Genomic DNA, 23,596 nt, shown 5'->3' with positions numbered 1-23,596 from the left:
CGGAAGTCCTCCCCTGTCGTATGTAAAGTGTCAATTATTACAGTTCTCTCACTGCGTCATAAGCTTCATGTACCGCATTATAAACCTTTCTTGCGGATACGCAGTCTCCCACTTTCACAGTCTTGTAGTCTCCGGCAATTTCCTCATATACAGAGTCATCCGGCCGGAAGCCCATGGCAAGGACTACGGTATCACAGGGGATTTTCTCCTCGCCGTTTTCCTTTTGGACAACAATACCGTCAGGTTCTATTTTCAGCAGCCTGGTATTGACCTGTGAAGGTATCTGATATTTTTTCACCAGTCCCATGATCATCATCATGTTCTGCATAAATACCGGTTCCGGCAAAAGTTTGGGTGCCATTTCCACTACAGTCACCTTCTTGCCTCTCTGGGTCAGGTCAACTGCTGTCTCCAGTCCTACAAGGCCGCCGCCGATAACGGCTATATTTTCGCCCAGAAGCGCATTATTGAGCAGGGCGTCAATGGCTGTGCACACGTTGTCTCCGTGAATGCCTTCGATGGAGCCGGGAGCGATTGGTCTGCCTCCGGCTGCCCAGATGACCACATCGGGTTTCAAGGTATCCACAGCAGCCTTGTCAGCTTCCATACAGAATTTCACCGGAACCTGCAGTCTTGTCAGCTCGTTCTGGTAATAGGAGAGCAGGTTTGCCATATCTGCTTTAAAAGAAGGACGGGATGCGGCAAGTACATTTCCGCCGATACGCTCCCTCTTTTCCCAGAGTTCTACCTGATGACCGGCCCGAGCCGCCGTGATTGCCGCCGTACAGCCTGCGGGGCCGGCACCTACAACGAGGACTTTCTTTGGTGCCTCGGCAGGCTTCAGATCATTAACGCCTTCCAGCCCGGCATTGGGATTGACCGCGCACTGGACGCTCTGTCCTGCGCAGACTCTGGCAATACATCCTTCATTGCAGGAGATGCAGGGACGAATCTTATCCGTTTCATGGGCTGTCAGTTTATTGGGGAGTTCCGGGTCAGCTAACAGTCCGCGGCCAATGGCTACGATATCCAGATCTCCATGTTCCAGAGCATATTCTGCCTTGGAGATATTGCTCAGGCGGCCATGGGAGATGACCGGTATGCCCACTGCATTTCGGACAGCGTGCGCACTGCGAAGCTGCAGTACCTGTTCCTGCTGGTATACAGGCGGCATAGCCATGAACCAGTTGTCATGGCATCCGGCATCCACATGGAGTGCATGTACACCAAGGGCTTCCAGCCGTCTTGCAATCTCAAGACCCTCGTCCATATCCCTGTAACCTGCTTCCGCCGGCAGATAATGACATGGCGTAAATTTTACGATCAACGGGAAATCTTCTCCCAAATCGGTCTTTACAATTTCAATCAGATCCGTAAGGAAGCGCATTCTTCCGGTCAGGTCACCGCCGTACTCATCTGTACGGACATTCCAGCGTTTTGTCAGGAACTGGTCAGTGAGATATCCGCCGTAAGCGTGAATTTCAATGGCATCTGCGCCGGCCTTTTTGGCATAGCGGGCAGTCCTGCGAAATCCGTCTTCAATGATTCGGATCTCATCTCTTGTGATCTCCTCGCAGATGACCCTGGGGTCCATCCAGGGTACAGCCGAGGCACCGAGGGGTTTGTCTCTTCCCGGCGGCGGTGTGGTGATCCTTCCGTTGCCGGGATGGATCTGTACGCAGACCCGGCAGTTAAAACGATGGGCATTCTCTGTCATGTCCCGGAAATCTTCATAACTGTCCGCATCGAGAAGGGAAGAGGGGCACATCCCCTCGATCTCCGGTGTGGCCAGTGTGTTGCAGAGGATCATGCCGATACCGCCTTTTGCCCGGGCCAGGTAATAAGCCCTGGTGCGTTCGTCATAATTCCCGAGGTCAACCCCCATGGGGGCCATGACCATGCGATTCTTCAGTGTCAGGTTTCCAATAGAAACAGGCTGTGTGAGCTTCATTAGATTTCCTCCTTTATCCCTGTGTCCTCAGCGCGCCGAGGATCTTTCTGTAAGTCAGGCGCAGGGTCTGTATGCGCCATACGCCGTCATCACATTTTACAAAATCATCTACATAAAATGCCCATCCCTCATAAGTGGAATCGTCATCCTTATAGGTGTGGTAGTCATTGAGACGGGTGAGTACGCGGGCTGTTTTTTCACCGGTGAACTGCACGATGGGATTGTGGCCCATATGTATGGGGACCATGGAATCATCGCATACGGTGCTGGCGCGTTTTACCTGGTCAGCGATATCTTTGACGGGAACCTTATGCCCGTTGGAATAAAATTCAAAGGGTTCCACATAAACCTCAGGCATCATATCCCAGAGCTGCATATCCACGCACCACCAATATTTGTTCTTGGTAGCCAGAATCTTGGGAATCTCTGTTAATTGTTCCGGGGTGTAGTCGTGTCCTGCAAATGCCAGAACCTCTTTTGCCAAACTCATGATCTGTTCGTCAGCCGGTATATTCATAATATTTTCCTCCTTAATCAATCACTGTTTTATATGTTGTCTGTATATCCCTTATTTTTAAATGACCTGCTCAGTCCATGCGCAATGAACGCAAATACGAAGCAGCAAATAGAAATAGCTATGTAAACACTCCACGCTGCAGTGTAAGAGCCGGTAGCTGTCCGCAGTCCGCTGGAGAGCATGGGGCCGATCATGCAGCCGGCCAGGAAAAAAGCGTTGCTGATGCTGTAGATCCTGGCGTATTCTTTTGTACCGAAAAGCCCTGAGGTCATAAGCGGCGGCCCCAGCATGGAGATCACCATGCCCATACCGATCGCTGCGGCGAACAGGTATGCAAAGAATGTGTTCTTACCTGAGATGAGCAGGCATACAAGTGCCAGCACATTGCAGATACAGGTAAATGCCATGCCCCCCATGAGGCCGAGTTTATCAAAGATCATACCGCCCAGTATGTTGCCGAGTATAGAGACTCCGCTGAACAGGGCCATGATTCCCGCATAACTGAGGCCAATCTCTGAAAAATAGGTGGGAACCTGGGTCATGACGCCTGCGGCCAGCATTCCCATGCAGATCAGGGAGAGGACAAAGACCCAGAATGCCGGGGAGGCCACTGCTGTCTTTCTTGTAACGCCTTCCCATGCGGGTGCCCTGGCAGCTTTTTGTGTTTCCTTCGGCTGTGAATCACGGTTGGTGTAAGGTTCCTGTCCCATTTCAGCCGGCGTCTTCCGGATAAAGAGACATGCCAGGATACTGACGATCACAACAGCCGCACCTGACAGGAAGAGGGAATTCCGCCAGCCCAGTTTCCCAATCATAGCCGACACTGCAGGGGACCAGAAGATTCCGCCGATGCCGGCTCCGGAGAAGGCCAGGGAAGTGGCAAGTCCCTTTTTGTCCTTGAACCAGTTTGTGATCAGGTAGTTGATAGGAAGGGAGGTCAGTCCCCCGATTCCCAGATTGGTGATACCGAATAATACATAAAAGTGCCAGATATGTGTAGCCATGCCCTGCAGTCCGAACCCCAGCCCGGCGGCTGCCGCGGATACCAGCATGATCATTCTTACATTTCCGCCTTCAATCTTAGGAGCCAGCAGGATGGCAGCCAGCATACTGGTGATGCAGCTCACCACATTGATGAACGAAAACTGTACATAAGAGCATCCCAGTGTCTCACATACGGGTTTCATATAAAAGGATATGGTATTGCTGATGATACCCATGGCGAACATGGAAATCAAGAAACAGCAGACTACGATCTTCCACCCATAGAAATTCTTAGTTTTTGTCTGTGCCATAAAAGTATCCTCCCTCGTGATGAACGCCTAATGGCAGGCTGTATATCCGCCGTCGATGGGAATGCATACGCCTGTGATATATTTGGATTCATCTGAGCACAGGTAAAGGGCGCAGTTTGCCACGTCTTCCACAGAACCAAGGAATCCCAGAGGGGTATCTTTCAGGAACCAATCGTGGAACTTTGTGTAAATCTCATCATTTTCCGGTGTATAGCAGAAATTAGGGGCCACACAGTTGAAGCGCACATGGTCTTTGGCATGCTGTGCAGCCATATCCTGAGTGATGATCTTGATGGCAGCTTTGGAAGCCGGGTAAGCCTGGCAGCCGCTTCCCACATAAGTGATACCCGTGGAGGAAGTGAAGTTCATGACAGTTCCGCCTCCCTGTTCGATAAAATACGGCACAAAGGTCTGAACAGAGTACACAAGCCCCATAACATTTGCCTTATAGACAATATCCCAGTTTTCCAGGAATCCGGGATGTCCGCTGTTCCAATCACCTGTCAGTGAGAATTCGGCGGCACCGTTCACCAGCACATTGCAGGTCTGGAATTTCCTGAGCGTTTCTTCCAGAATGATTTTCCAGTTCGCTTCCACGGATATGTCCAGGTTCAGTCCAAGAGCTTCGCCCCCATCTTCACAGATTTCCTTAGCTTTTTCCAGAACAACGGGTTTCTTGTCCACCAATACGACCTTTGCCCCTTCTCTGGCAAAGCTTCTGGCGATCCCTTCACACAGTCCCCCGCCGGCACCTGTAATGACAGCGACCTTGTTTTCCATACGACCCATAATAGTTACCTCCTCATTTTTTATGTTTGCTGAAGTCCAGCATTGTCAGGGAAGATATTTTGCTTTATTTTCCCTATGTACCAAGCATATCCCAGGCGCGGCGGAAATACAAAGGACTGAGGATGAAGGAAAGCAGAGGAAAATGAATTGTCAAAGTTTCATTTAAGTCAATAATTGTCAATAATTTCACAGGTGAAATTGCTTTTATCACACGAATTTGATATAATTCCAATTAAAGAGCCGGTTGATGTATCAGGAGGAGGAACGCCATGGAATTCAGTGCACTACTACAGAAATTGATCCGTATCTCGAATGTAAAACCGCAGGTCCTGGCAGACAGAATGGGATACGATGTCTCCTATATCAGCAAATGGCAGAGCGGTGCAAAACTGCCCTCGTCCAGAAATGCAGAGGAGCTGTTTGGGAAAATGGCTCATTTCTTTGCCGTCAACACAGAGGCAGCCCAGCAAAAAGAAATAAAAGAAGTTCTGGGACTGGAATATGACGGAGCAGGACTGGAAAAGGCCCTGGAAAAATGCCTTCTTCAGTCGCTCCTGAAGCAGAAGGAACAAAAGGAAGAGCACAGAAAGGTGCAGGAGCGGATTTCCTATGACTCCCTCTGGCAGGACCAGGAGACTGTGGCCGGTGCCGTGGGCGGAATGATCTATGAGCTCTGCAGCCGTGCGGAGAGGGACGTGGACATTATAGTGACCTGCCCCTTCCAGGAGTACGTGACAAAGGAAAATGACTTTTTTAAAAAGCTGGAGGCGCTTGAGAAAAGAGGCATCACAGTCCGAATCCATCAGTTCATAGACATGGAGAAATTCAAAAACCAGACAGACGCCTACTGCCGCTGTATAGCCATGTACCTGAATGCCATCCATTCCGTCCGGTATGATTTCTACGAACTGCCCCACGAGCACGCGGACATTCCCGTGCTGGTCATAAAGAACGGCCTTCTTGTCACTGAGATACAGGAGCCGTTCACCAGGGAAAAATATACCACGGTCATAAGAAGCCTCCCTCTGGTCAATGCCTACTACGAAGCGGCATATGCCTGCCTCATCTCCAGGAAACCTCTGGTGGAAGAATACTCCGTACATAAAATGTACCAGGAAAAATATATCTTTGACTATATGATGCAGAACGAATACCGCTATCTTCTGCGCTCCATGCATATCATCCATCTGCCCGATGACATGCTCTGGGAGCTCTGCAGGAAATACACCGGGGATCAGGAAAGTGCCCTTCTTCAGTACAACATGAACAGGAACTCCTTCCAGGCACCGGTCACAGCGGTGGTATATAAGTCCACACTCATGGACTATATCTTTGATGGCAAGATCAACATTTTCGGGAAAGAGGCGGAAGTGGAGCGGGAATGGCGTGTTCGTCACATCACCCACCTCATAGAAGAGTTAGAAAAAAACAGCAGCATCCGGATTTTCCTTCTGGAAAACAACAATCCATATATCGGATACGACGACCTGCAGAGTACCATTTACTTCTGCCGGGACACCGTATTTGCCATGGCTGTCCAAAATGGAATATCCGGCTACTACCGTTTTTTCTCAAAGAAACTCATAGATCAGTTCAACGAATTTTACCGGCATATAGAAAACGCCGGTGATGAGTATCTGCTCCGCGGTCAAAAAGTCACAGACTTTCTGAGGCAGGGCCTGAAATTCATCTCATAACACTTATTTATCAACACATTCCCAGCGACCGGAAGCGCCGCAGGGCAGCACCAGTCCGCTTTCCCTGACGGGCAGCCCGATCTCCTGGGAATCCACCCTGCCATGGAACTTTTTCAGTTCTGTAGCCAGCATATAAGTCAACACTGCCGGCGCAAGTCCGGTGGTATAAGAATTCACCAGGAAGAAAAGCGGTTTGTCACTGAGAAGCTGTGCACACAGCTTGATCAGCGGATGAATCGCTTCTTCAATCTTCCAAATTTCGCCTTTAGGTCCTCTTCCGTAAGACGGCGGGTCCATGATAATGGCATCATAATGATTTCCCCTGCGTATCTCCCGTTCCACGAATTTCACACAGTCATCCACCAGCCACCGGATCGGCGCATCTCCAAGCCCGGAGGACACAGCATTTTCCTTAGCCCAGGAAACCATCCCCTTAGAGGCATCCACATGCGTGACCGCAGCCCCGGCGGCAGCGGCAGCCAGAGTTGCCCCTCCCGTATAGGCAAAGAGATTCAGCACTTTAACCGGCCTTCCGGCTTCCCGGATCTTTTTGGAAAACCAGTCCCAGTTCACCGCCTGCTCCGGAAAAAGCCCGGTATGCTTAAAACTGAAAGGTTTCAGGTTAAACGTAAGCTTCCCATACCGAATACACCACTGTTCCGGCAGATCAAAAAACTCCCATTCCCCTCCCCCCTTCTTACTCCGGTGATAATGCCCATTCATCTTCTTCCACCCGCTGTTCTTCCTGGGCGTATCCCAGATTACCTGCGGATCCGGCCTCACCAGCAGATAATCCCCCCATCTCTCCAGCTTCTCCCCATCAGAAGTATCAATAATCTCATAATCCTTCCATCCATCAGCAATCCACATACTATAATCCTCTCAATCTTCCTTTATTCTTTATTCCGCAGCTCCAAACTGCCCTCTTCCCTACAAGTATTCCATTCCCTTTTCATCTTTCAAAAACCTTAAGCTCCTCAACCACTACGCCCTATCTTCTGCCAAACCAGAATCTAAAAAATCTTTTCTCTTTTTCTTTTTCCTCCAGTTTATCGTAACCAGGGAGCTTGCGCGCGGGAGGGAGGGGGATGTCATTTGCATTGCTGTATGTATTCCGAGGCTACACTTTGCGGAGATTGTGCGTCTGAAGCGGACTTTCAAGTCCGATACAGACGCACAATCTCCGCAAAGTGTAGAAATCGGCTTCATACGAAAGCAAACGACATCCCCCTCCCTCCCGCGCGCAAGCTCCCGTCCCCCCTTATCTATATAACTATACCTAGTCTAACCCAAAAAAGTCAAGCATACATTATCCAAGGAGGTGAACCCATGTACGAATCATTTACAACCCCCCAATTAGAAGAAACCTTCCACACCCACTCATCCATCGGCCTCTCCTCCACCGAGGCTGACGAGAGACTCCGCCAGTCCGGAGAAAACATACTCAAAAAAGGCAAAGACCAGACAATTCTGGACATGATCATGGAACAGCTCAACGACCCCATGATATTTATCCTGTTCATGGCCGCCACAATCTCCATGCTCCTCCGCCAGTTCAGCGATACAGCTATTATTTTTGTAGTCATAGCCCTGAACACCACCGTAGGCGTCATCCAGGAGGGCAGAGCAAAAAAAGCCATGGATGCCTTAAAGAAAATGACAGCCCCATCCGCAGTCGTCAAACGTGACGGTATTTACAAGAAGATTCCTGCATCCTTTGTCGTCCCCGGAGACCTGGTCAAGATAGAGGCAGGAGACCAGGTACCGGCAGATATCCGTCTCATAAAAGTACAAGGTTTCCATACAAACGAGTCCGCACTCACCGGAGAATCTATGCCGGTCCAAAAGACAGATACCGTGTTGTCCCAGGGAATCCCTATGGCAGAGTGGAAGAACATCGCATTTATGTCAACCGAAGCTATGAAGGGAAGTGCCGAGGGCATTGTGGTAGCCACCGGCATGGAGACAGAGCTTGGCAAGATAGCCGGCATGATCAACGACACCCCGACAGAGCTGACACCCCTGCAGAAACGCCTGGGTGACCTGGGGAAAATCCTCAGCATTGTGGCAGTTGTCCTCTGCGCAGCCCTTTTCCTTCTGGGCGTTGTCCAGCACAGGAACATTCTGCAGATGCTTCTGGTAGCCATCTCCCTGGCTGTTGCAGCCATACCGGAGGGCCTTCCCGCTGTGGTTACCATTGTCCTTGCCCTGGGCGTTGCCCGCATGGTAAAGGTCAACACCATTATAAGGAAGCTTCCCGCAGTGGAGACTCTTGGCTCAGTGGGCATCATCTGTTCCGACAAAACAGGTACCCTCACAGAAAACAAGATGAAGGTAGTGGAAATCTACGGCGATGACCGCAAGCTTCCTCTGTCACAAGTCCGCCGCAGGGAATTTCCCCGCCTGATGGAGGGCTTTCTTCTGTGCAACAACAGTATGCTGGGAAAACAGGAAATCGGTGACTCCACAGAACTTGCCCTTCTCCATATGGGTGAGGAAATGGGGTATAACCGGGAGAAATTAAAGGAACAATATCCACGTACCTATGAAATCCCCTTTGACTCAGAACGAAAATACATGGCAACCGTACACAGAGACGGCAGCAACGAGACGGTCTATGTGAAGGGGGCCTGTGATTACCTTCTGGAACGCTGCGCGTTTGTGACAGTCCGGGGCAAAGCGGTTCCCATGACAGAAGTGCAGCGCATGAAGATCCGCATGGCAATGGAGGGAATGGCCCAGGACGGACTGCGCGTGCTGGCCCTTGCTTATAAGGAACATGTAAAAGATAAGAGCGAGTCAGCCCTCACAGGCAGCCTGGTGTTCGCAGGAATGGCCGGCATGATGGACCCGCCCAGAAAAGAAGTCACCCAGTCCATCCGCACTCTGAAAAAGGCAGGGGTACAGGTGGCAATGATCACTGGGGATTACAAAGACACAGCCCTGGCGGTTGCCAAAAAAATCGGTATCGCGGACTCCATGGACCAGTGCGTCACCGGCGCGGAGCTGGACAATATGAGCGAGGAGCGCTTTGCTAAAAAAATGAAAGACCTGCGGGTATTTGCCCGCGTGACCCCAGCCCATAAGGTGAAGATCGTCAGCCGTTTCCGGAAAAACGGACAGATCGTAGCCATGACCGGAGACGGTGTCAACGACGCACCGTCCCTGCAGGCCGCTGACATCGGGATTGCCATGGGCAGAAACGGCACGGATGTGGCGAAAAATGCGGCGGATATGGTGCTGACAGATGACAACTTTTCCACCATTGAGAAGGCCATGGAAGAGGGCAGAGGCATTTACGTGAACATCAAGAAATCCATTCTGTTCCTTTTGTCCTCCAACTTTGGCGAGATCATCACTATGTTTGTGGCAGTCCTGCTTTCCCTAGAGACGCCCTTGAAGGCAAGTCATATCCTTTGGGTGAACCTGATCACAGACTCCCTGCCTGCGCTGGCCCTGGGAGTTGATAAAAATGATCCAGCGTCTCTCATGAGGAAGAAGCCCAGAGACCCCAATGAAGGGTTGTTTGCCCATGGGGGCTGGCTGTTCACTGTATTTTACGGTATGCTGATCAGCGCCATTACTCTTTATGCCTTCCACAGGGGCGGGCAGACCTATGCCTTTACCGTACTGGGGGTATCCCAGCTCTTCCACGCCATAGGAATGCGTGACAGGGATAAGTCCGTACTCAGAATGAACCATCTGGATAATCCATTCATGATACTGGCATTTTTCCTGGGGCTTGCCCTTCAGGTCATGGTCACGGAGGTACCGTATTTTGTGCAGGCATTTCAGACGGTGCAACTCTCCTTTGGGGAGTGGCAGTGGCTGCTGGGCATTTCCGCTATTCCGCTTCTTATGCACGAGATACTGCTCCTGCCCGGGCTTATCAGCGGCAGAAGAAAGCGACAGTGAGGAAAATGCAGGATTTCATTTGTTAAATTGCATATAAAAAACCATAAACCCGATAAAAAGGGGAAAAAATTACCAAAAATGCAAGAAGTTCTTGACATTAAGTCATATTCTATCATACAATACCACATAACGAAGCATAATTGCAGGAGAGCTGCACGGAACACTTTACCGGGGCAGTGATTAAAATTATGAAGATTACCAGGAGGAGAGCCATGACGCCGTATAAAGAACTGAGCAGAGAGCAGCTGCAGGCTATGAAAGCCGATTTGGAAAAACAATTTGAGGAAGTAAAAGCAAAAGGACTGAATCTGGATATGTCCAGAGGAAAACCGTCCAAGAAGCAGCTTGAGCTGGCAATGGATATGCTGGAGGAGTTAAAGAGCACCGATAAACTGAAATGTGAAACAGGGATTGACTGCCGTAACTACGGTCTGCTGGATGGTATTCCGGAAGCAAGAAGACTGCTGGGAGCCATGACTGAGGTTTCTGCAGACCAGATCGTGATCTTCGGCAATTCCAGTCTGAACGTTATGTTCGACACCGTTTCCCGTTCCATGACTCACGGTGTATGCGGCAGCACTCCGTGGTGCAAGTTAGATAAAGTAAAATTCCTGTGCCCTGCACCGGGATATGACCGTCACTTTAAAATCACAGAATATTTCGGCATAGAGATGATCACAGTTCCCATGACTCCCACAGGCCCGGACATGGATATGATAGAGGAACTGGTAAGCGCTGACCCGGCCATCAAGGGTGTGTGGTGTGTGCCGAAATATTCCAATCCGCAGGGTATCACCTACTCTGAGGAGACTGTAAAACGCTTTGCCAGACTGAAACCGGCAGCGGAAGATTTCCGTATTTTCTGGGATAACGCTTACTGCATCCATCATTTATATGAGGAGCAGGATTTCCTTTTGGAGATTCTGGAGGAATGTGAGAAAGCAGGCAATCCGGACCTGGCGTACAAATTCATTTCCACTTCAAAAGTCAGCTTCCCTGGCTCCGGTATTGCAGCCGTTGCGTCTTCTCCGAGAAACCTGGCTGATTTCAGAAAACATATGGCGATCCAGACCATCGGCCATGACAAGATCAACCAGTTAAGACATGTGCGCTTCTTCAAGGACATTGAGGGCATGCACGAGCATATGAGAAAACACGCGGAGATTCTGCGTCCGAAATTCGAGGCAGTGGAGAACACACTGGAGAAAGAAATCGGCGGGGCAGGAATCGGAACATGGACCACACCCAAGGGCGGATACTTCATCTCCTTTGACTCCATGGAGGGCTGTGCAAAGGATATCGTAGCCAAGGCAGCAGAGGCAGGCGTGAAGATGACAGAGGCAGGCGCAACCTTCCCATACGGCGTTGACCCTCATGACAGCAACATTCGTATTGCACCCAGCTTCCCTACACCGGAGGAACTGCAGCTTGCTACAGAGATTTTTGTACTCAGTGTAAAACTGGTCAGCATAGACAAACTTCTGGCAGAATAAATCCTGCAGAACAGACATAGCGTATGATAAAACAGGGCAGAACTTTTGCAGAACAGCAGAGGTTCTGCCTTATTGTGTGAAGCAGTATTTCTATTTCGTTACAGAAGTATCTGTAAATTTCGGATAATTTACAGAAATGTGATATTTTAATGAATTTTGCATAAAACACTTTACTTCGACAATCAAAATGAAATAGAATAGAAAACGAAGGACAGGTATTTGTCCCGTTGCAGAGCAATTTACAATGGGCGGATACACGTGGCGGAACAGACGTTTGGACCGTTACGGATAGAAAAAGTTATAACATAAGGGGTAGAGGTTATGAAAAAAAAGAAAGGGAAAAAGGGTAAGTACACGAAGGCAAAGAAAATTGTACTGGGCATACTGATTGGATATATTGCACTTATGGTGCTTGGATACATAGCCGGTGTCGTATACTTTACCAAACATTTCTATCTGGGTTCCCAGATAAACGGAATGAATGCCTCCGGCAAGAGCGTGGAGGCTGTGGAGGACAGCATTGTGGATGAGATCGCATCCTATACCCTGCATTTAAAGGAGCGGGACGGCAGGACAGAATCCATAGTGGCGTCACAGATGAACATGCAGTATGTGGATGACGGCAAGATCCAGGAGCTGAAGGACAAGCAGAATCCGTTTCTATGGTTCCTGTCATTTGCGCATCAGAACGATTATGATATGTCAGCCACCACGACCTATGACAAAGATATGCTGTACGCGGCAGTGGATGCCCTGGAGGCATTCCAGGAGGCGAATATCACGCAGCCCGCAGATGCTTACCTGGGTGATACGGATACGGGATATGAGATCGTCCCTGAGGTGATGGGAAATGCCCTGGATAAGGACAAGGTAAAAGAACAGATCCTGAAAGCCATTGACGGAGGAAAGACGGAGCTGGATCTGGAGGCTGAGGACTGTTATTTGAAGCCCACAGTATACAGCACGGACGAGAATCTGATCAAACAGCGGGATCAGAGCAATGCATATTTGGGCGTTACCGTGACCTTTGATTTCTCTGACAGGCAGGAAGTGGTGAACAAGGATGTGATCAAGAACTGGCTTACCACGGACGAGAACGGTGATGTGGTTCTGGATGAGGAGAAAGCAAAAGAGTATGTGGTGGAAATGGCAAAGAAATATGACACCTTCGGCTATCCCCGTCAGTTTGTGACCTCCACAGGGGAGACCATCACAGTCAGCGGCGGTGATTACGGCTGGCTCATCGCAAGAAATGACACCACTGCCAAACTGGTTGAGGCTATAAAGAGCGGCCAGTCCCAGACCATGGAGCCTGAGTATACCTACAGAGGCTATGTGAGGGATACCAATGATATTGGAAATACATACGTGGAGATCAGCCTTCAGGCACAGCACATGTGGTTCTACAAGGACGGACAGCTTCTGGCGAGCACCGATGTAGTCACAGGAAACCACAACCAGGGATGGGATACCCATACGGGAATCTACGGCATTATGTATAAAGAAAGAAATGCCACACTGGTAGGCGAGAATTATTCCTCACCGGTTCAATACTGGATGCCCTTCTATGCCAACACGGGAATTCATGACGCGGACTGGAGAGACAGCTTCGGAGGTTCTGAATACATCAACAACGGCTCCCACGGCTGTGTCAATACGCCGCCGTCCAATGCGGAGAAGATTTATAACAACATAGAAAAAGGTGTGCCGGTTGTGGTATACTGATAGAAAGGCAGGCAGGTGAATTTTCACCTGCCTGCCTGCTTTCATGTTCCCCGGAGGAAGGGAACTTTGTGGATTCCGTTTCCCCCGGGAAAGTGAGTGGTGCTGCCAAAATTTATTTATCGGGTTTTCGTCCAGGCACCGCTTGAGTTGACATAATAATTGCCAATCCATGTGTTTTCAGCCATAGCGCCTGAGCCGTTTAAGTAATACCAGGTTCCGTTTACCTTGATCCATCCGGTAGCCATAGCACCTGAGAATGTCAGGTAGTACCATTTTCCGCTGTCTTTGATCCAGCCGGTAGCCATAGCACCTGAGGATGTGAGATAGTACCAGCTGCTGCCGAGTTTGACCCATCCGGTAGCCATGCGGCCGGATGCGTTGAGGTAATACCAGTTATTTCCCAGTCTGATCCATCCGGTAGCCATAGCACCTGAGCTTGTGAGATAATACCAGCTTTCGTCTACTTTCGCCCATCCGGTAGCCATAGCACCTGAGCTTGTGAGATAATACCAGTCATTTCCCGGTTTGATCCATCCGGTAGCCATAGCGCCTGAGGATGTGAGGTAATACCAGGTCTGGCCTGATTTGATCCATCCGGTAGCCATAGCGCCTGAATTTGTAAGATAATACCAGGTACCGTTTACGCTGACCCATCCGGTAGCCATAGCGCCGTTATTGTGGAGATAATACCAGCAGCAGCCTACTTTGACCCAACCGGTAGCCATAGCGCCTGAATTTGTCAGATAGTACCAGGTATTTCCTTCGCGGAACCAGCCTGTGCGCATGTATCCGTCTGCGTCAAATGCATACCATTTGCCGTCAATGGATTCCCATTTGCCTGCAGGCCATTTTCCGTTGCCGTAGTCATACCACCAGCCTTTGGCATTTTGTTTCCAAACACCTTTTGCGGCTTTTTTCAGATTAGAGATGGCTTTCTGAATGCTGTTGGCAGCTTTATCAATATCTTTCTGCGAAGCTTTTTTGTTATTTAATACTTTTTTGCCTGCATCGACTGCTTTGGTGAGATTCTTCCAGGAAGATGCAGTGTAGTCACTCTGTTTCAGTTTTGCAGCCTTGTCCAGTGCGGCTTTTAAGGATGCAGTATTTGTCTTGGTGACTTTTTTGAGATTGTCCATAGCTTTCTGGATAGAAGTTGCTGCATCAGCAATGTCTTTATCAGAAGCTTTCTTATCATCCAGAACCTGTCTGCCTTTTTCGACAGCTTTTGTAAGGGTCTTCCAGGATGCAGCGGTATAATCGCTTTTCTTTAATTTTGCCGCTTTGTCCAGAAGTGTTTTCAGTGCGGTTTTGTCTGCTTCCGGCTTAACTTCCAGGCCGTCGATGGCACTGCGGATCGCTGCGGCAGCATCCTCTATTTCTTCAGCGAAAGCCGAAGCATCGTCCATAAGTGCTTTTCCCGCAGTCAGGGCATCTGATAAGCTGTTCCAGCTTTCTGTGGTATAATCTTCAGCATTTAATGCCTCAGCTTCTGCGATGACTGCTTCCAGAGCAGATTTATCAGCCGCTTCCTGCTGATCCTGAAGGAAGGTTACCTTTGCAAGCTGGATATCTGTGTTCTGTACTTCTTTCACTTCGCCTGAATTCAGAGTGTATGTGACACCTTTATAATTCGGGAAGGTAACTTTTACATAATTAGTATCTTCCGGAAGTCCGTAAGCGTCAAATGTGATGCGGGCATAGCTCGGATAAGCTTCCGGGAAGTTGTTTACAGTTGTTACGTTTTCAAACTGCGTCCAGTCTTTTCCGTTCGGAGAAGTGTATACCCGGAAATCAAGGGAGGCGCCATTCTGCAGTGTTTCCTTTATGCATTTGCCTTTGTCTGTCCATGCGCTTCCGTCCCATACGGCATAGTCGCTGAGCGTCTGATAGTAAGCTGTCAGATGCGCGTCTTTTACACCCGGGATTTTATATACAAGGGACTGGTCTTCTGCGTTCTCTTTTACGGCAACTCTGCTGTCTTCGTATCTTGGCTGTCCGCCGTAATAGAAGTTGTCTTTGTCCTCATAAGGAGCATCTCCTTTTGTGAGTGTCATAAGACCGTCTGTTGCGGAGGATGCACTGATAAAGTAGTCGTCATTTGTTCCGCCCGAAATATCTGTCAGATCGTCAAAGCGTGCAACTGCCTGACCTTCGGTCTGGTATACGCGTACCCAGTCAACCAGGAAATCACTGTCCTGTTTTGTATCCTGTTTGCTGTAGTCCACATCGCCGACCCAGCCGTCACCTACCTGTGTTTCCAGAATCGGGAACATGGGGCGTGTGTGCATGCCGTCTCTGCCGTCATCTTTGGCCTGGGTAGTTTTGTGTACCTGGTTACCGTCGATAAAGAAGGTGATAGCCTCCGGATCCCATTCTACTTCAAATACATGGAAATCCTGGCACCATGCTTCATAATTGTTGGTGGCAATACCGTGAGAGCCTTTGTTGTAGCCCAGAATACCGAAATGGTTGGTGGTCCAGGCTGACCATGCATCCTGTCCCAGGTATTCCAGCACGTCGATCTCGTCATGTCCTGTCTCATCCTGGCACAGCATCCAGATAGCAGGCCAGATACCCTTGGAATCGTTTGGTTTCGCGCGGACTGCCATGCGTCCGAACTGGAAGGAGAACTTATTCTTGGACTCCAGACGGCCGGATGACCATGTGACTTTCTCTGCCAGTTCCTGTGAGCCGTACTGATCCCAGCCTACAGCGTCGATCAGCGCGTCTGTGGATTCATAGTTTTTGGAGTTGATAGCCAGGCAGCTTTTGTCTCCATTCTTTACGATGCTGACTGCGCCTTTGTTGTAAATGGCTGCATGGTTTGCCATGCCGTCAATAATATTCCATTTGGATTCATCAACGCTGTCGCCGTCAAACTCATCTGCCCATACAAGGGTATCATATTTGGAATCCGGTGCGGTGTATTCCGGTTTGGATTCGTCGTAGGATTTTCCCGTAGCCCAGATTTCCACTTCGGAATATTTGGTGGGGTTGTTGTTGTCTTTGTTTACTGTGAAGCGCACGCATTTTCCCGTGACCGGTGTGTCCAGGGTGATGGTCTGCATGTCAGGACCCTGTGTCCAGTTATACTCCTGGAATACAGTCTGGCCTGCGCTTGTCGGAGAAGAGGATACGGAGACCTTAACGGACTGGTAGGTGCCCTCTTCAAGCTTGAAGCAGATCTCTTTCATCTGATATGCGTTTTTGTATTCAAACTGCAGCCAGCGTTCACCGGTGCTGTTGTGAACTGCATAGTTGTCATCCACTGCGCCGTCTGTGATCGCCTCTATATTAGTAGGGGTCAGACCGCGGACGTATGGAAGTTTGCCCAGGGCGATGTTCTGCGCTTCTTCTTCGGGAGGCGGAGCGGGAACTTCGGATTTCGGAATGCTGGCAATGACTTCTATTTCATTAAAGAGAATGCCATTGCTGTAGCCTTTCCATGAGCTGTTGGTATTCTGGATATAATGTCCTCTCTGCCAGATACGGATATACTGTGCAGATACGGTTTCCGGGAGTGTGATAACCTGAGGCTGTCCCTTGTTGGAGGTGGTTTCCTCATAATCAGCCGTATCGGATACGATGGTGCTCTCTGCAAAATCTTCTGTGGAGGAGAGCTCTACTTTTACATCCTTGAAGGTAGAAACCGCATTGGGATAAGTGTTATGGTATAGGTCGATCTCTTTTACGTCCCGGACTTTACCGAAATCATACTGGAGATAGACGTGGTCCCATCCGGAATAGCCGTTGTCATTACCGCCGATTTCCTGGCCTGCAATGATCTTGGTATTGTTGGAATCATCCTCACTGCCTGATTTCACACCGTCGGTGGCTGCTTCCGGGTTCAGGATCTGTACCTGGGGAACCGTAGAACCTCCGGTTACGATCTGGTGAGGTGTATTGGAGGTAGGAATCAGGCCGGTCATAATGTTGGCGTCTACCATTTCCTCATCATCACCGGGATCCGGATCAGGGGCAGGCTGTTCCTGTTCCACAGAAGCGATGACTTCGATCTCTGTAAAGAGGACGCCGCTGCTGTAGCCTTTCCATGCACTGTTTGTGTTTTCTATGTAGTGGCCTTTTCCCCATACACGGAGATAGCGGGCTTCAATCGCTGTTTCAGGCGCCAGATACTGGGATTCGCCTTTGGTATCAACGGTTTCCAAAAAGTCTTCCCCGTCAGGATCTCCATAGAGGATGGTACTGTCTGAGAAATCCTCATAGGTTGATACTTCTACCTTTACATCCTTAAAGGTGGAAGTTGCAGCCGGATAAGTGTTTCGGTACAGATCCACAGCTTTTACGCTGTATACATCACCGAAATCATACTGAAGGTATACCGGATTCCACTGGGAATAGCCATTGTCATCACCGCCGATTTCGGCCCCGGCATCGATCCGGGTGTTGTTGGCATCCACATCACTGTCGTAGTTGATGCCGTCTGTGGCAGCTTCGGGATTCGTGATGCCTCCCTCAGCATTTGTGGTGGGAATCAGACCCTGCAGGATATTTTTATCCACGGTTATGGTATCGGCTTTGACTGCGACAGGTGATAGATTTCCGGCGGTCAGTGCCAGTGCCATGAAGAATGACAGGGCTTTAGAGGCTTTCTTGTTTCTTTTCATACTTGCGCTCCTTTCTTAATACTGCTTTACATTACCCTTTTCACCGGACATGCATAATGCTATAATAAATATAGTCTGATTTTATGAATGCAGAGGTGCAAAGGAGGAAATTCAGAATGGACAGCGGACATAAGGATACCGAGGTAAAATATACGGAGTCTCCAAAATATCAATGCCTGGAATTTCTCAGAAAGAATTCCGTGGAGCTCTATCTGGCTTACTGCGGCAGGGAAATCTGCGAGGCCGGGCATACGTACGGACCGGCTGTCCGTCAGGAATATCTTCTGCACTATGTTATAAGCGGGAAGGGCACTTTTACGGCAGACGGAAAGACAACAGAGCTTGGAGCCCATGATGCGTTTCTGATCATGCCGGAGGAGACTACTGTATACAGGGCGGATGCCAAAGAACCCTGGTCTTATGTCTGGGCAGCATTTGACGGCATCCGGGCGTATGAATGCCTGGAACATGCCGGTTTTTCTGCTGAGCAGAGAGTCGGTCATTTTGAGCAGGAGGAAGCACTGACTGCCTGCGTGGATGCCATGCTGGCAGCCCATCAGCTTACCTATGCCAATGACCTAGTGCGCCAGAGCCAGCTTGCCCTTTTTCTGGCAGGTATGATTCGGGAATATCAGACTTCACATAATACCAGACAGCAGTTCAATGATTACCACCGGCAGGAATATGCGGACTATGCAGCTGCCTATATTGAGCAAAATTACCATAAAGATATCAGTGTCAATGACATGTGCAGCTATATCGGCATTACGCGCAGCTACCTGACAAAGATATTCAAACAGGTTCATCACGTTTCCCCCTATGACTACCTGCTGGGTGTCAGGATGAATAAAGCCTCCCTGCTCCTGCAGACCACTGCGCTGCCGATCAAGCAGATCGCGGAAATGGTGGGATATAAAGACGCGCTGGTATTTTCCAAAGCGTTTAAGCAGAAAATAGGAACCAGCCCCAGAGCATTCCGGGATTCCTCAGCTACCCTTGTTTTGTCGCATACCAAAAATGCATGACAGGAAGGAAACAGCACATTTGTGCATATGTCCTTATATTCCCCGATACATTTCAGTATCCATTCTGAATATGACCCAACCAGTATCAGACTTGTTGGACTACCATATAGTTTACTGTAAAAAGTGCATAGAATATATGACTTTTTATCCTGTTTATATGTCAAAATATACTTTTGACAGAAAAAATATGTAATAAAGTTGGTAAATATGGATAAAAGTGGTGGAGAAAATATAGATATAATAGATAAAATGATGGAGAAATGTTGGGGAGAATATGTGAAAAAGTATTTCTGCAGGTAAAAAAGTAACGCACATGCCGTGTCATATTTATTGCAGATCATGTCCTTAGACGGCATCATCATTGACAAAAAAGTTTAAATTGATTAGTATAAAAAGAGCAAAGAAACCGAATGGCTGCATAAGGGAGAAAGAGTATGAATATAGTTGTTTTAGCAGGTGGCAGCAGTACAGAGAGGGAAGTCTCCATTGTGTCCGGACAGGGCATCTGCACAGCTCTGCGCAGAAGAAATCACAAAGCGGTACTGGTAGACGCTTATTTTGGAAAAGAAAGCTGGGGAGAGGAATTATTCCCTCAGACATATGATATAGATGCGGAAGTTGTTTACATGCAGGAAAAGAGCAGGGAACTGGAGGAGACCGTAAAAAGCAGGAAAGAATTCTTCGGTCCCGGCGTACTTGACATCTGCAAAGCGGCAGACATGGTGTTCCTGGCTCTGCACGGCTCCAACGGGGAGGACGGCAAGGTACAGTCCGTATTCGACCTCATGGGAATTCCCTACACCGGCTCCGGTCCGCTGAGCAGCGGAATGGCCATGGACAAGGGAATCACAAAAATGGTATTTGAGGCAAAGGGAGTGCCCACTCCAAAAGGCGTAACTCTGCAGAAGGGAAAATGCAGCAGCGAGCTGGCAGACTATGACATGGACTTCCCGGTCATCGTGAAGCCATGCTGCGGAGGTTCCAGCGTGGGTGTCTGTATTGCCAAGAATCAGGAGGAATATGAGGCTGCCCTTGAGGAGTCCTTTTCCTATGAAAATGAGGCGGTTGTGGAGCAGTTTATCGAGGGGCGTGAGTTCTCTGTGGCTGTCGTGGACGGCAAAGCTTATCCGGTTATTGAGATCGCTCCGCTGCAGGGATTTTATGATTATAAGAACAAATACGAGGCGGGATCCACCATTGAGACCTGTCCGGCGGAGATTTCCGAGTCACTGACCAGGGAAATGCAGAGATACGCGGAGCAGGGCTACAAGGCACTGGGACTGCAGGCCTACGGCAGACTGGATTTCATCATGGACAAAGACGGAAACATGTACTGCCTGGAGGCAAACACCCTGCCGGGAATGACCCCCACAAGCCTGATTCCCCAGGAGGCAAAGGCACTGGGAATGGATTATCCGGAACTGTGCGAGAAACTGATCGAGGTTTCCCTGAAAAAATATAAATAACCAGAGGTGTGCCATGAAAAATCTGACATTAGAAAATATAGCCAAAGCCTGCGGCGGCATATATGTGGGCAGCGAAGAGATGAAGGACCGGGAAGTACAGGGAATCGTAACGGACAGCAGAAAAGCAGAGCCGGGGTTCCTGTTTGTTCCTATTAAAGGTGCACGTGTGGATGCCCATGATTTTATTGACAGTGTGATGGCAAATGGAGCCCTGTGCACCCTCACGGAGAAGGACATCGGAAAAAAAAGCTTTCCTTATATAAAGGTGCATTCTTCTCTTCAGGCTGTAAAGGACATTGCGGAGTTCTATCTGAAGCAGCTTGACATTCCGGTGGTGGGGATCACAGGGAGTGTGGGCAAGACCAGCACCAAAGAAATGATCGCCGCTGTGCTGGAACAGAAGTACAAGGTGTTAAAGACAAAAGGAAATTTCAACAATGAACTGGGAGTTCCTCTGACCGTTTTCGGCCTGCGCCCGGAGCATGAGATCGCGGTCCTGGAAATGGGAATCAGCGACTTCGGAGAAATGCACCGCCTGGCTAAAATCGCGCGGCCGGATACCTGTGTGATCACCAATATCGGCCTGTGCCATCTGGAGTTTCTGAAATCCAGAGACGGCATCCTGAAAGCCAAGACAGAGATCTTCGATTACCTGGAGCCGGATGGTCATGTTGTCCTGAATGGGGATGACGATAAGCTGATCACAGTCAAAGAAGTTAACGGAATTGCGCCGGTATTCTTCGGCGTGATGAACCATCAGGGGATTTGGGCGGATGAGATCAGGAGCATGGGATTAAAAGGAATTTCCTGCCGTATCCACGCAGGAAATGAGAGTTTCCAGGTTTTGGTACCTATTCCCGGACGCCATATGGTATACAATGCACTGGCCGGAACTGCCGTAGGTCTTATCTATGGAATGAACCTGGAGGGGATAAAAAAAGGGATTGAGAGTCTGCAGTCTTTGAGCGGCCGCTTCCATATTATAGAGGCCGGAAAAAAGACCATTGTAGATGACTGCTATAATGCCAATCCGGTATCCATGAAGGCTTCCCTGGATGTGCTGCAGGATGCGCTGGGAAGAAAAGTGGCCATACTGGGAGACATGGGTGAACTTGGAAAAGACGAGGTGGAGATGCACCGGGAAGTCGGGGTATATGCCGCGGCGAGAGATATTGATAAGATCATCTGTGTAGGTGAACTGGCAGGGGATATGGCTGAGGCAGCCAGGCTGGCGGCGCCTGCAAAAGACATTGTACATTTTGCCAAAAAGGAAACTCTTCTGGAGGCCCTGCCGGGTATCATTCAGGATGGAGATACCATTTTGGTGAAGGCATCACATTTCATGGAGTTTGAAAAAGTGGTGGAATGCCTGGAGAAGCTTTAAAATACAGGAAAAATGATTGACAAGAACTTCAAGTGTGTGAGATACTGAAGTTGATAATAAGAATAGTCTTAAAAAGTGGAAGCCCTTGCCGGCAGAGATGTCGGCGAGGGCTTTCACTTTGGTAACATTGTAATTGGTATTTGCAGGAGTTCGCGCGGAGGCGGGCTCCTTTTTTTGAACCGCATTATTTTAGAAATGCGACATCTAAAGACAAGAAAAAGTATTAACAAAAATAATATTCCGGTCTTTAGTCAAAACTAAGTTTAACGCTAAAAGTCTTTAAAGTCAATATGCCAAAAAATAATGGCAATTTTTTGGCTATTTTTAGTATATTCTGGACTTCTGGAAAACTTTACCGGATATAAAATGAAAACCACGGTATTTTTTCATTATTAATAGATAATCATTAGTGGTCAAAAAAATGGTCTGAATTCATTTAAGAAATTCTTAATTTTAAGGAGGTCAATATGCCAAGAAGAGGCGAAAATATCAGAAAACGAAAAGACGGCCGCTGGGAAGCCCGATATATAAAAGGGCGTGACATAGACGGCAAGATCCATTACGGATATCTGTACGGCAAATCCTACACGGAAGTAAAAGACAAGAAAGCCAAGATCATATCTGAGACTCCTAATTTGCCTATGTACACCAGCCGGTCCTCCGCCCCACCCCAGGATGACCGGATCCGTACAGTAAGTATACAGTGGAAAGCACATATCCGCTATACCGTAAAGGAGAGCACATATTCAAACTACGAAGAAATCCTGGACAACCATATTCTCCCTATTCTGGGCAATATGCAGGTCAGAAAGATCACAAACCACACCATATCAGGCTTTGTACAGAGGGAATTGGAGCAGGGCATGGCATACGGCAGTATCCATGTTATCATAAGTGTGCTCAAAAATATCCTCCGGTATGCCCAGGAGTTCAGCTTTTTCCCGGCTGAACCTCTTAAGTTCCCCCGTATTCCCTCAAGCAGCAGCGATATACAGATCATGAGCAGTGAGGATTACAAAAAACTGGATGCCTGCCTGCAGAGTGATATGGACTCCTTTTCCTTCGGCATCCTGCTGTGTATGTATACCGGCATCCGGGTCGGAGAACTGAGCGGGCTCAAATGGGAAGACATTGACTTCACCCGGTGCAGGCTCCATATCCGCCGCACAGTGACACGCGTCAAAAACCTGAACATGCTCATGACCGACGGAAAAAAAGAATGTTCCCGCACCCATTTAAACATCGGCACACCAAAAACAGCAACCTCCATCCGCGTAATCCCTCTTCCCGACAGGCTTCTGGAACTGGCAGCTCCTCTGAAAAAAGACGGCAGATTTTTTATCCTGACAGGCACGGAAAAATGCATGGAGCCAAGAACCATACAACGACGATACGCAGCCCTGCTGAAAAAATGTGAGATTCCCCACATCAAGATTCACGCGTTGCGCCACCAGTTCTCATGCCGCTGGATCGAACAGGGTTTTGACACAAAGTCCCTCTCCGAAATCCTGGGCCACACTTCCGTAAAGACAACGCTGGACTTATACGTCCACATCCAGCCCGACACCAAGCGCAGATATATGAACCAGCTCACAAATCTATGAAACCAACTCATTCATGGTCATCAAAGTGGTCAGAAGCCGCGAAATGCGCCTTCTGACCTGTCTTTTCCCTCTTATGTCGCATTTCTAAAAAAATATGTCCCATTTAT

At 48.9% G+C, this 23,596-nt stretch carries 14 protein-coding genes; 8 read left to right on the top strand and 6 right to left on the bottom strand.

What is annotated here, in order from left to right; all coding sequences use genetic code 11:
• Positions 1-37: 37 nt before the first annotated feature.
• From V8Q34_RS13560 to V8Q34_RS13545, 4 genes are read right to left on the bottom strand one after another with little or no spacing between them, the layout of a single operon-like run.
• Positions 38-1,951, bottom strand: a complete 1,914-nt coding sequence (locus tag V8Q34_RS13560) for an NAD(P)/FAD-dependent oxidoreductase (RefSeq protein ID WP_335835680.1) — start codon at positions 1,949-1,951, stop codon at positions 38-40.
• A 13-nt stretch (positions 1,952-1,964) separates the two neighbouring features.
• Positions 1,965-2,468 carry a nuclear transport factor 2 family protein gene (locus V8Q34_RS13555; protein WP_033139817.1) on the bottom strand — a complete coding sequence of 168 codons (504 nt, stop codon included), beginning with the start codon at positions 2,466-2,468 and terminating at the stop codon, positions 1,965-1,967.
• Between the two features lie 29 nt (positions 2,469-2,497).
• Positions 2,498-3,763, bottom strand: a complete 1,266-nt coding sequence (locus V8Q34_RS13550) for an MFS transporter (protein WP_335835679.1) — start codon at positions 3,761-3,763, stop codon at positions 2,498-2,500.
• A 27-nt stretch (positions 3,764-3,790) separates the two neighbouring features.
• Entirely contained in the window at positions 3,791-4,552 is a 762-nt protein-coding gene (locus V8Q34_RS13545) for an SDR family NAD(P)-dependent oxidoreductase (RefSeq protein ID WP_054351520.1), read from the bottom strand.
• Between the two features lie 269 nt (positions 4,553-4,821).
• On the opposite strand from V8Q34_RS13545, the gene V8Q34_RS13540 reads away from it, so the two are divergent.
• Complete coding sequence (locus tag V8Q34_RS13540) at positions 4,822-6,249, top strand: hypothetical protein (protein WP_227245671.1); 1,428 nt, start codon at positions 4,822-4,824, stop codon at positions 6,247-6,249.
• Positions 6,250-6,252: 3 nt separating this feature from the next.
• Here V8Q34_RS13540 and V8Q34_RS13535 read toward each other — a convergent pair whose 3' ends face one another.
• Complete coding sequence (locus V8Q34_RS13535; RefSeq protein ID WP_033139813.1) at positions 6,253-7,119, bottom strand: class I SAM-dependent methyltransferase; 867 nt, start codon at positions 7,117-7,119, stop codon at positions 6,253-6,255.
• Between the two features lie 459 nt (positions 7,120-7,578).
• On the opposite strand from V8Q34_RS13535, the gene V8Q34_RS13530 reads away from it, so the two are divergent.
• From V8Q34_RS13530 to V8Q34_RS13520, 3 genes are all read left to right on the top strand, one after another.
• A complete protein-coding gene (locus tag V8Q34_RS13530) occupies positions 7,579-10,164 on the top strand; it encodes a cation-translocating P-type ATPase (RefSeq protein WP_335835678.1) in 2,586 nt (861 codons plus the stop codon).
• A gap of 212 nt (positions 10,165-10,376) precedes the next feature.
• Complete coding sequence (locus V8Q34_RS13525; RefSeq protein ID WP_033139811.1) at positions 10,377-11,657, top strand: aminotransferase class I/II-fold pyridoxal phosphate-dependent enzyme; 1,281 nt, start codon at positions 10,377-10,379, stop codon at positions 11,655-11,657.
• 321 nt (positions 11,658-11,978) lie between these two features.
• Positions 11,979-13,382, top strand: coding sequence for a L,D-transpeptidase family protein (locus V8Q34_RS13520; protein WP_335835677.1), 1,404 nt, complete (start codon positions 11,979-11,981; stop codon positions 13,380-13,382).
• Positions 13,383-13,498: 116 nt separating this feature from the next.
• Here the strand turns inward: V8Q34_RS13520 and V8Q34_RS13515 are convergent, their stop codons facing one another.
• A complete protein-coding gene (locus V8Q34_RS13515; RefSeq protein WP_335835676.1) occupies positions 13,499-18,010 on the bottom strand; it encodes a family 16 glycosylhydrolase in 4,512 nt (1,503 codons plus the stop codon).
• A 116-nt stretch (positions 18,011-18,126) separates the two neighbouring features.
• Between V8Q34_RS13515 and V8Q34_RS13510 the strand changes: the two genes are divergently transcribed.
• The 4 genes from V8Q34_RS13510 (at position 18,127) to V8Q34_RS13495 (ending at position 23,489) form a co-directional block, all read left to right on the top strand.
• Entirely contained in the window at positions 18,127-19,035 is a 909-nt protein-coding gene (locus tag V8Q34_RS13510) for an AraC family transcriptional regulator (RefSeq protein ID WP_158587271.1), read from the top strand.
• 434 nt (positions 19,036-19,469) lie between these two features.
• Positions 19,470-20,501 carry a D-alanine--D-alanine ligase family protein gene (locus V8Q34_RS13505; RefSeq protein ID WP_335835675.1) on the top strand — a complete coding sequence of 344 codons (1,032 nt, stop codon included), beginning with the start codon at positions 19,470-19,472 and terminating at the stop codon, positions 20,499-20,501.
• Between the two features lie 13 nt (positions 20,502-20,514).
• Positions 20,515-21,885, top strand: a complete 1,371-nt coding sequence (locus tag V8Q34_RS13500; RefSeq protein WP_335835674.1) for a UDP-N-acetylmuramoyl-tripeptide--D-alanyl-D-alanine ligase — start codon at positions 20,515-20,517, stop codon at positions 21,883-21,885.
• 467 nt (positions 21,886-22,352) lie between these two features.
• On the top strand, positions 22,353-23,489 hold the full coding sequence (locus V8Q34_RS13495; RefSeq protein ID WP_335835673.1) for a tyrosine-type recombinase/integrase: 1,137 nt from the start codon (positions 22,353-22,355) through the stop codon (positions 23,487-23,489).
• Positions 23,490-23,596: the final 107 nt, after the last annotated feature.

Source organism: Blautia sp. JLR.GB0024 (genome assembly GCF_037000545.1).
Classification (GTDB): Bacteria; Bacillota; Clostridia; order Lachnospirales; family Lachnospiraceae; genus Blautia; species Blautia celeris.
Note: the sequence above shows the minus strand (reverse complement) of the source record. Positions and strands in the feature narration are given on the sequence as shown.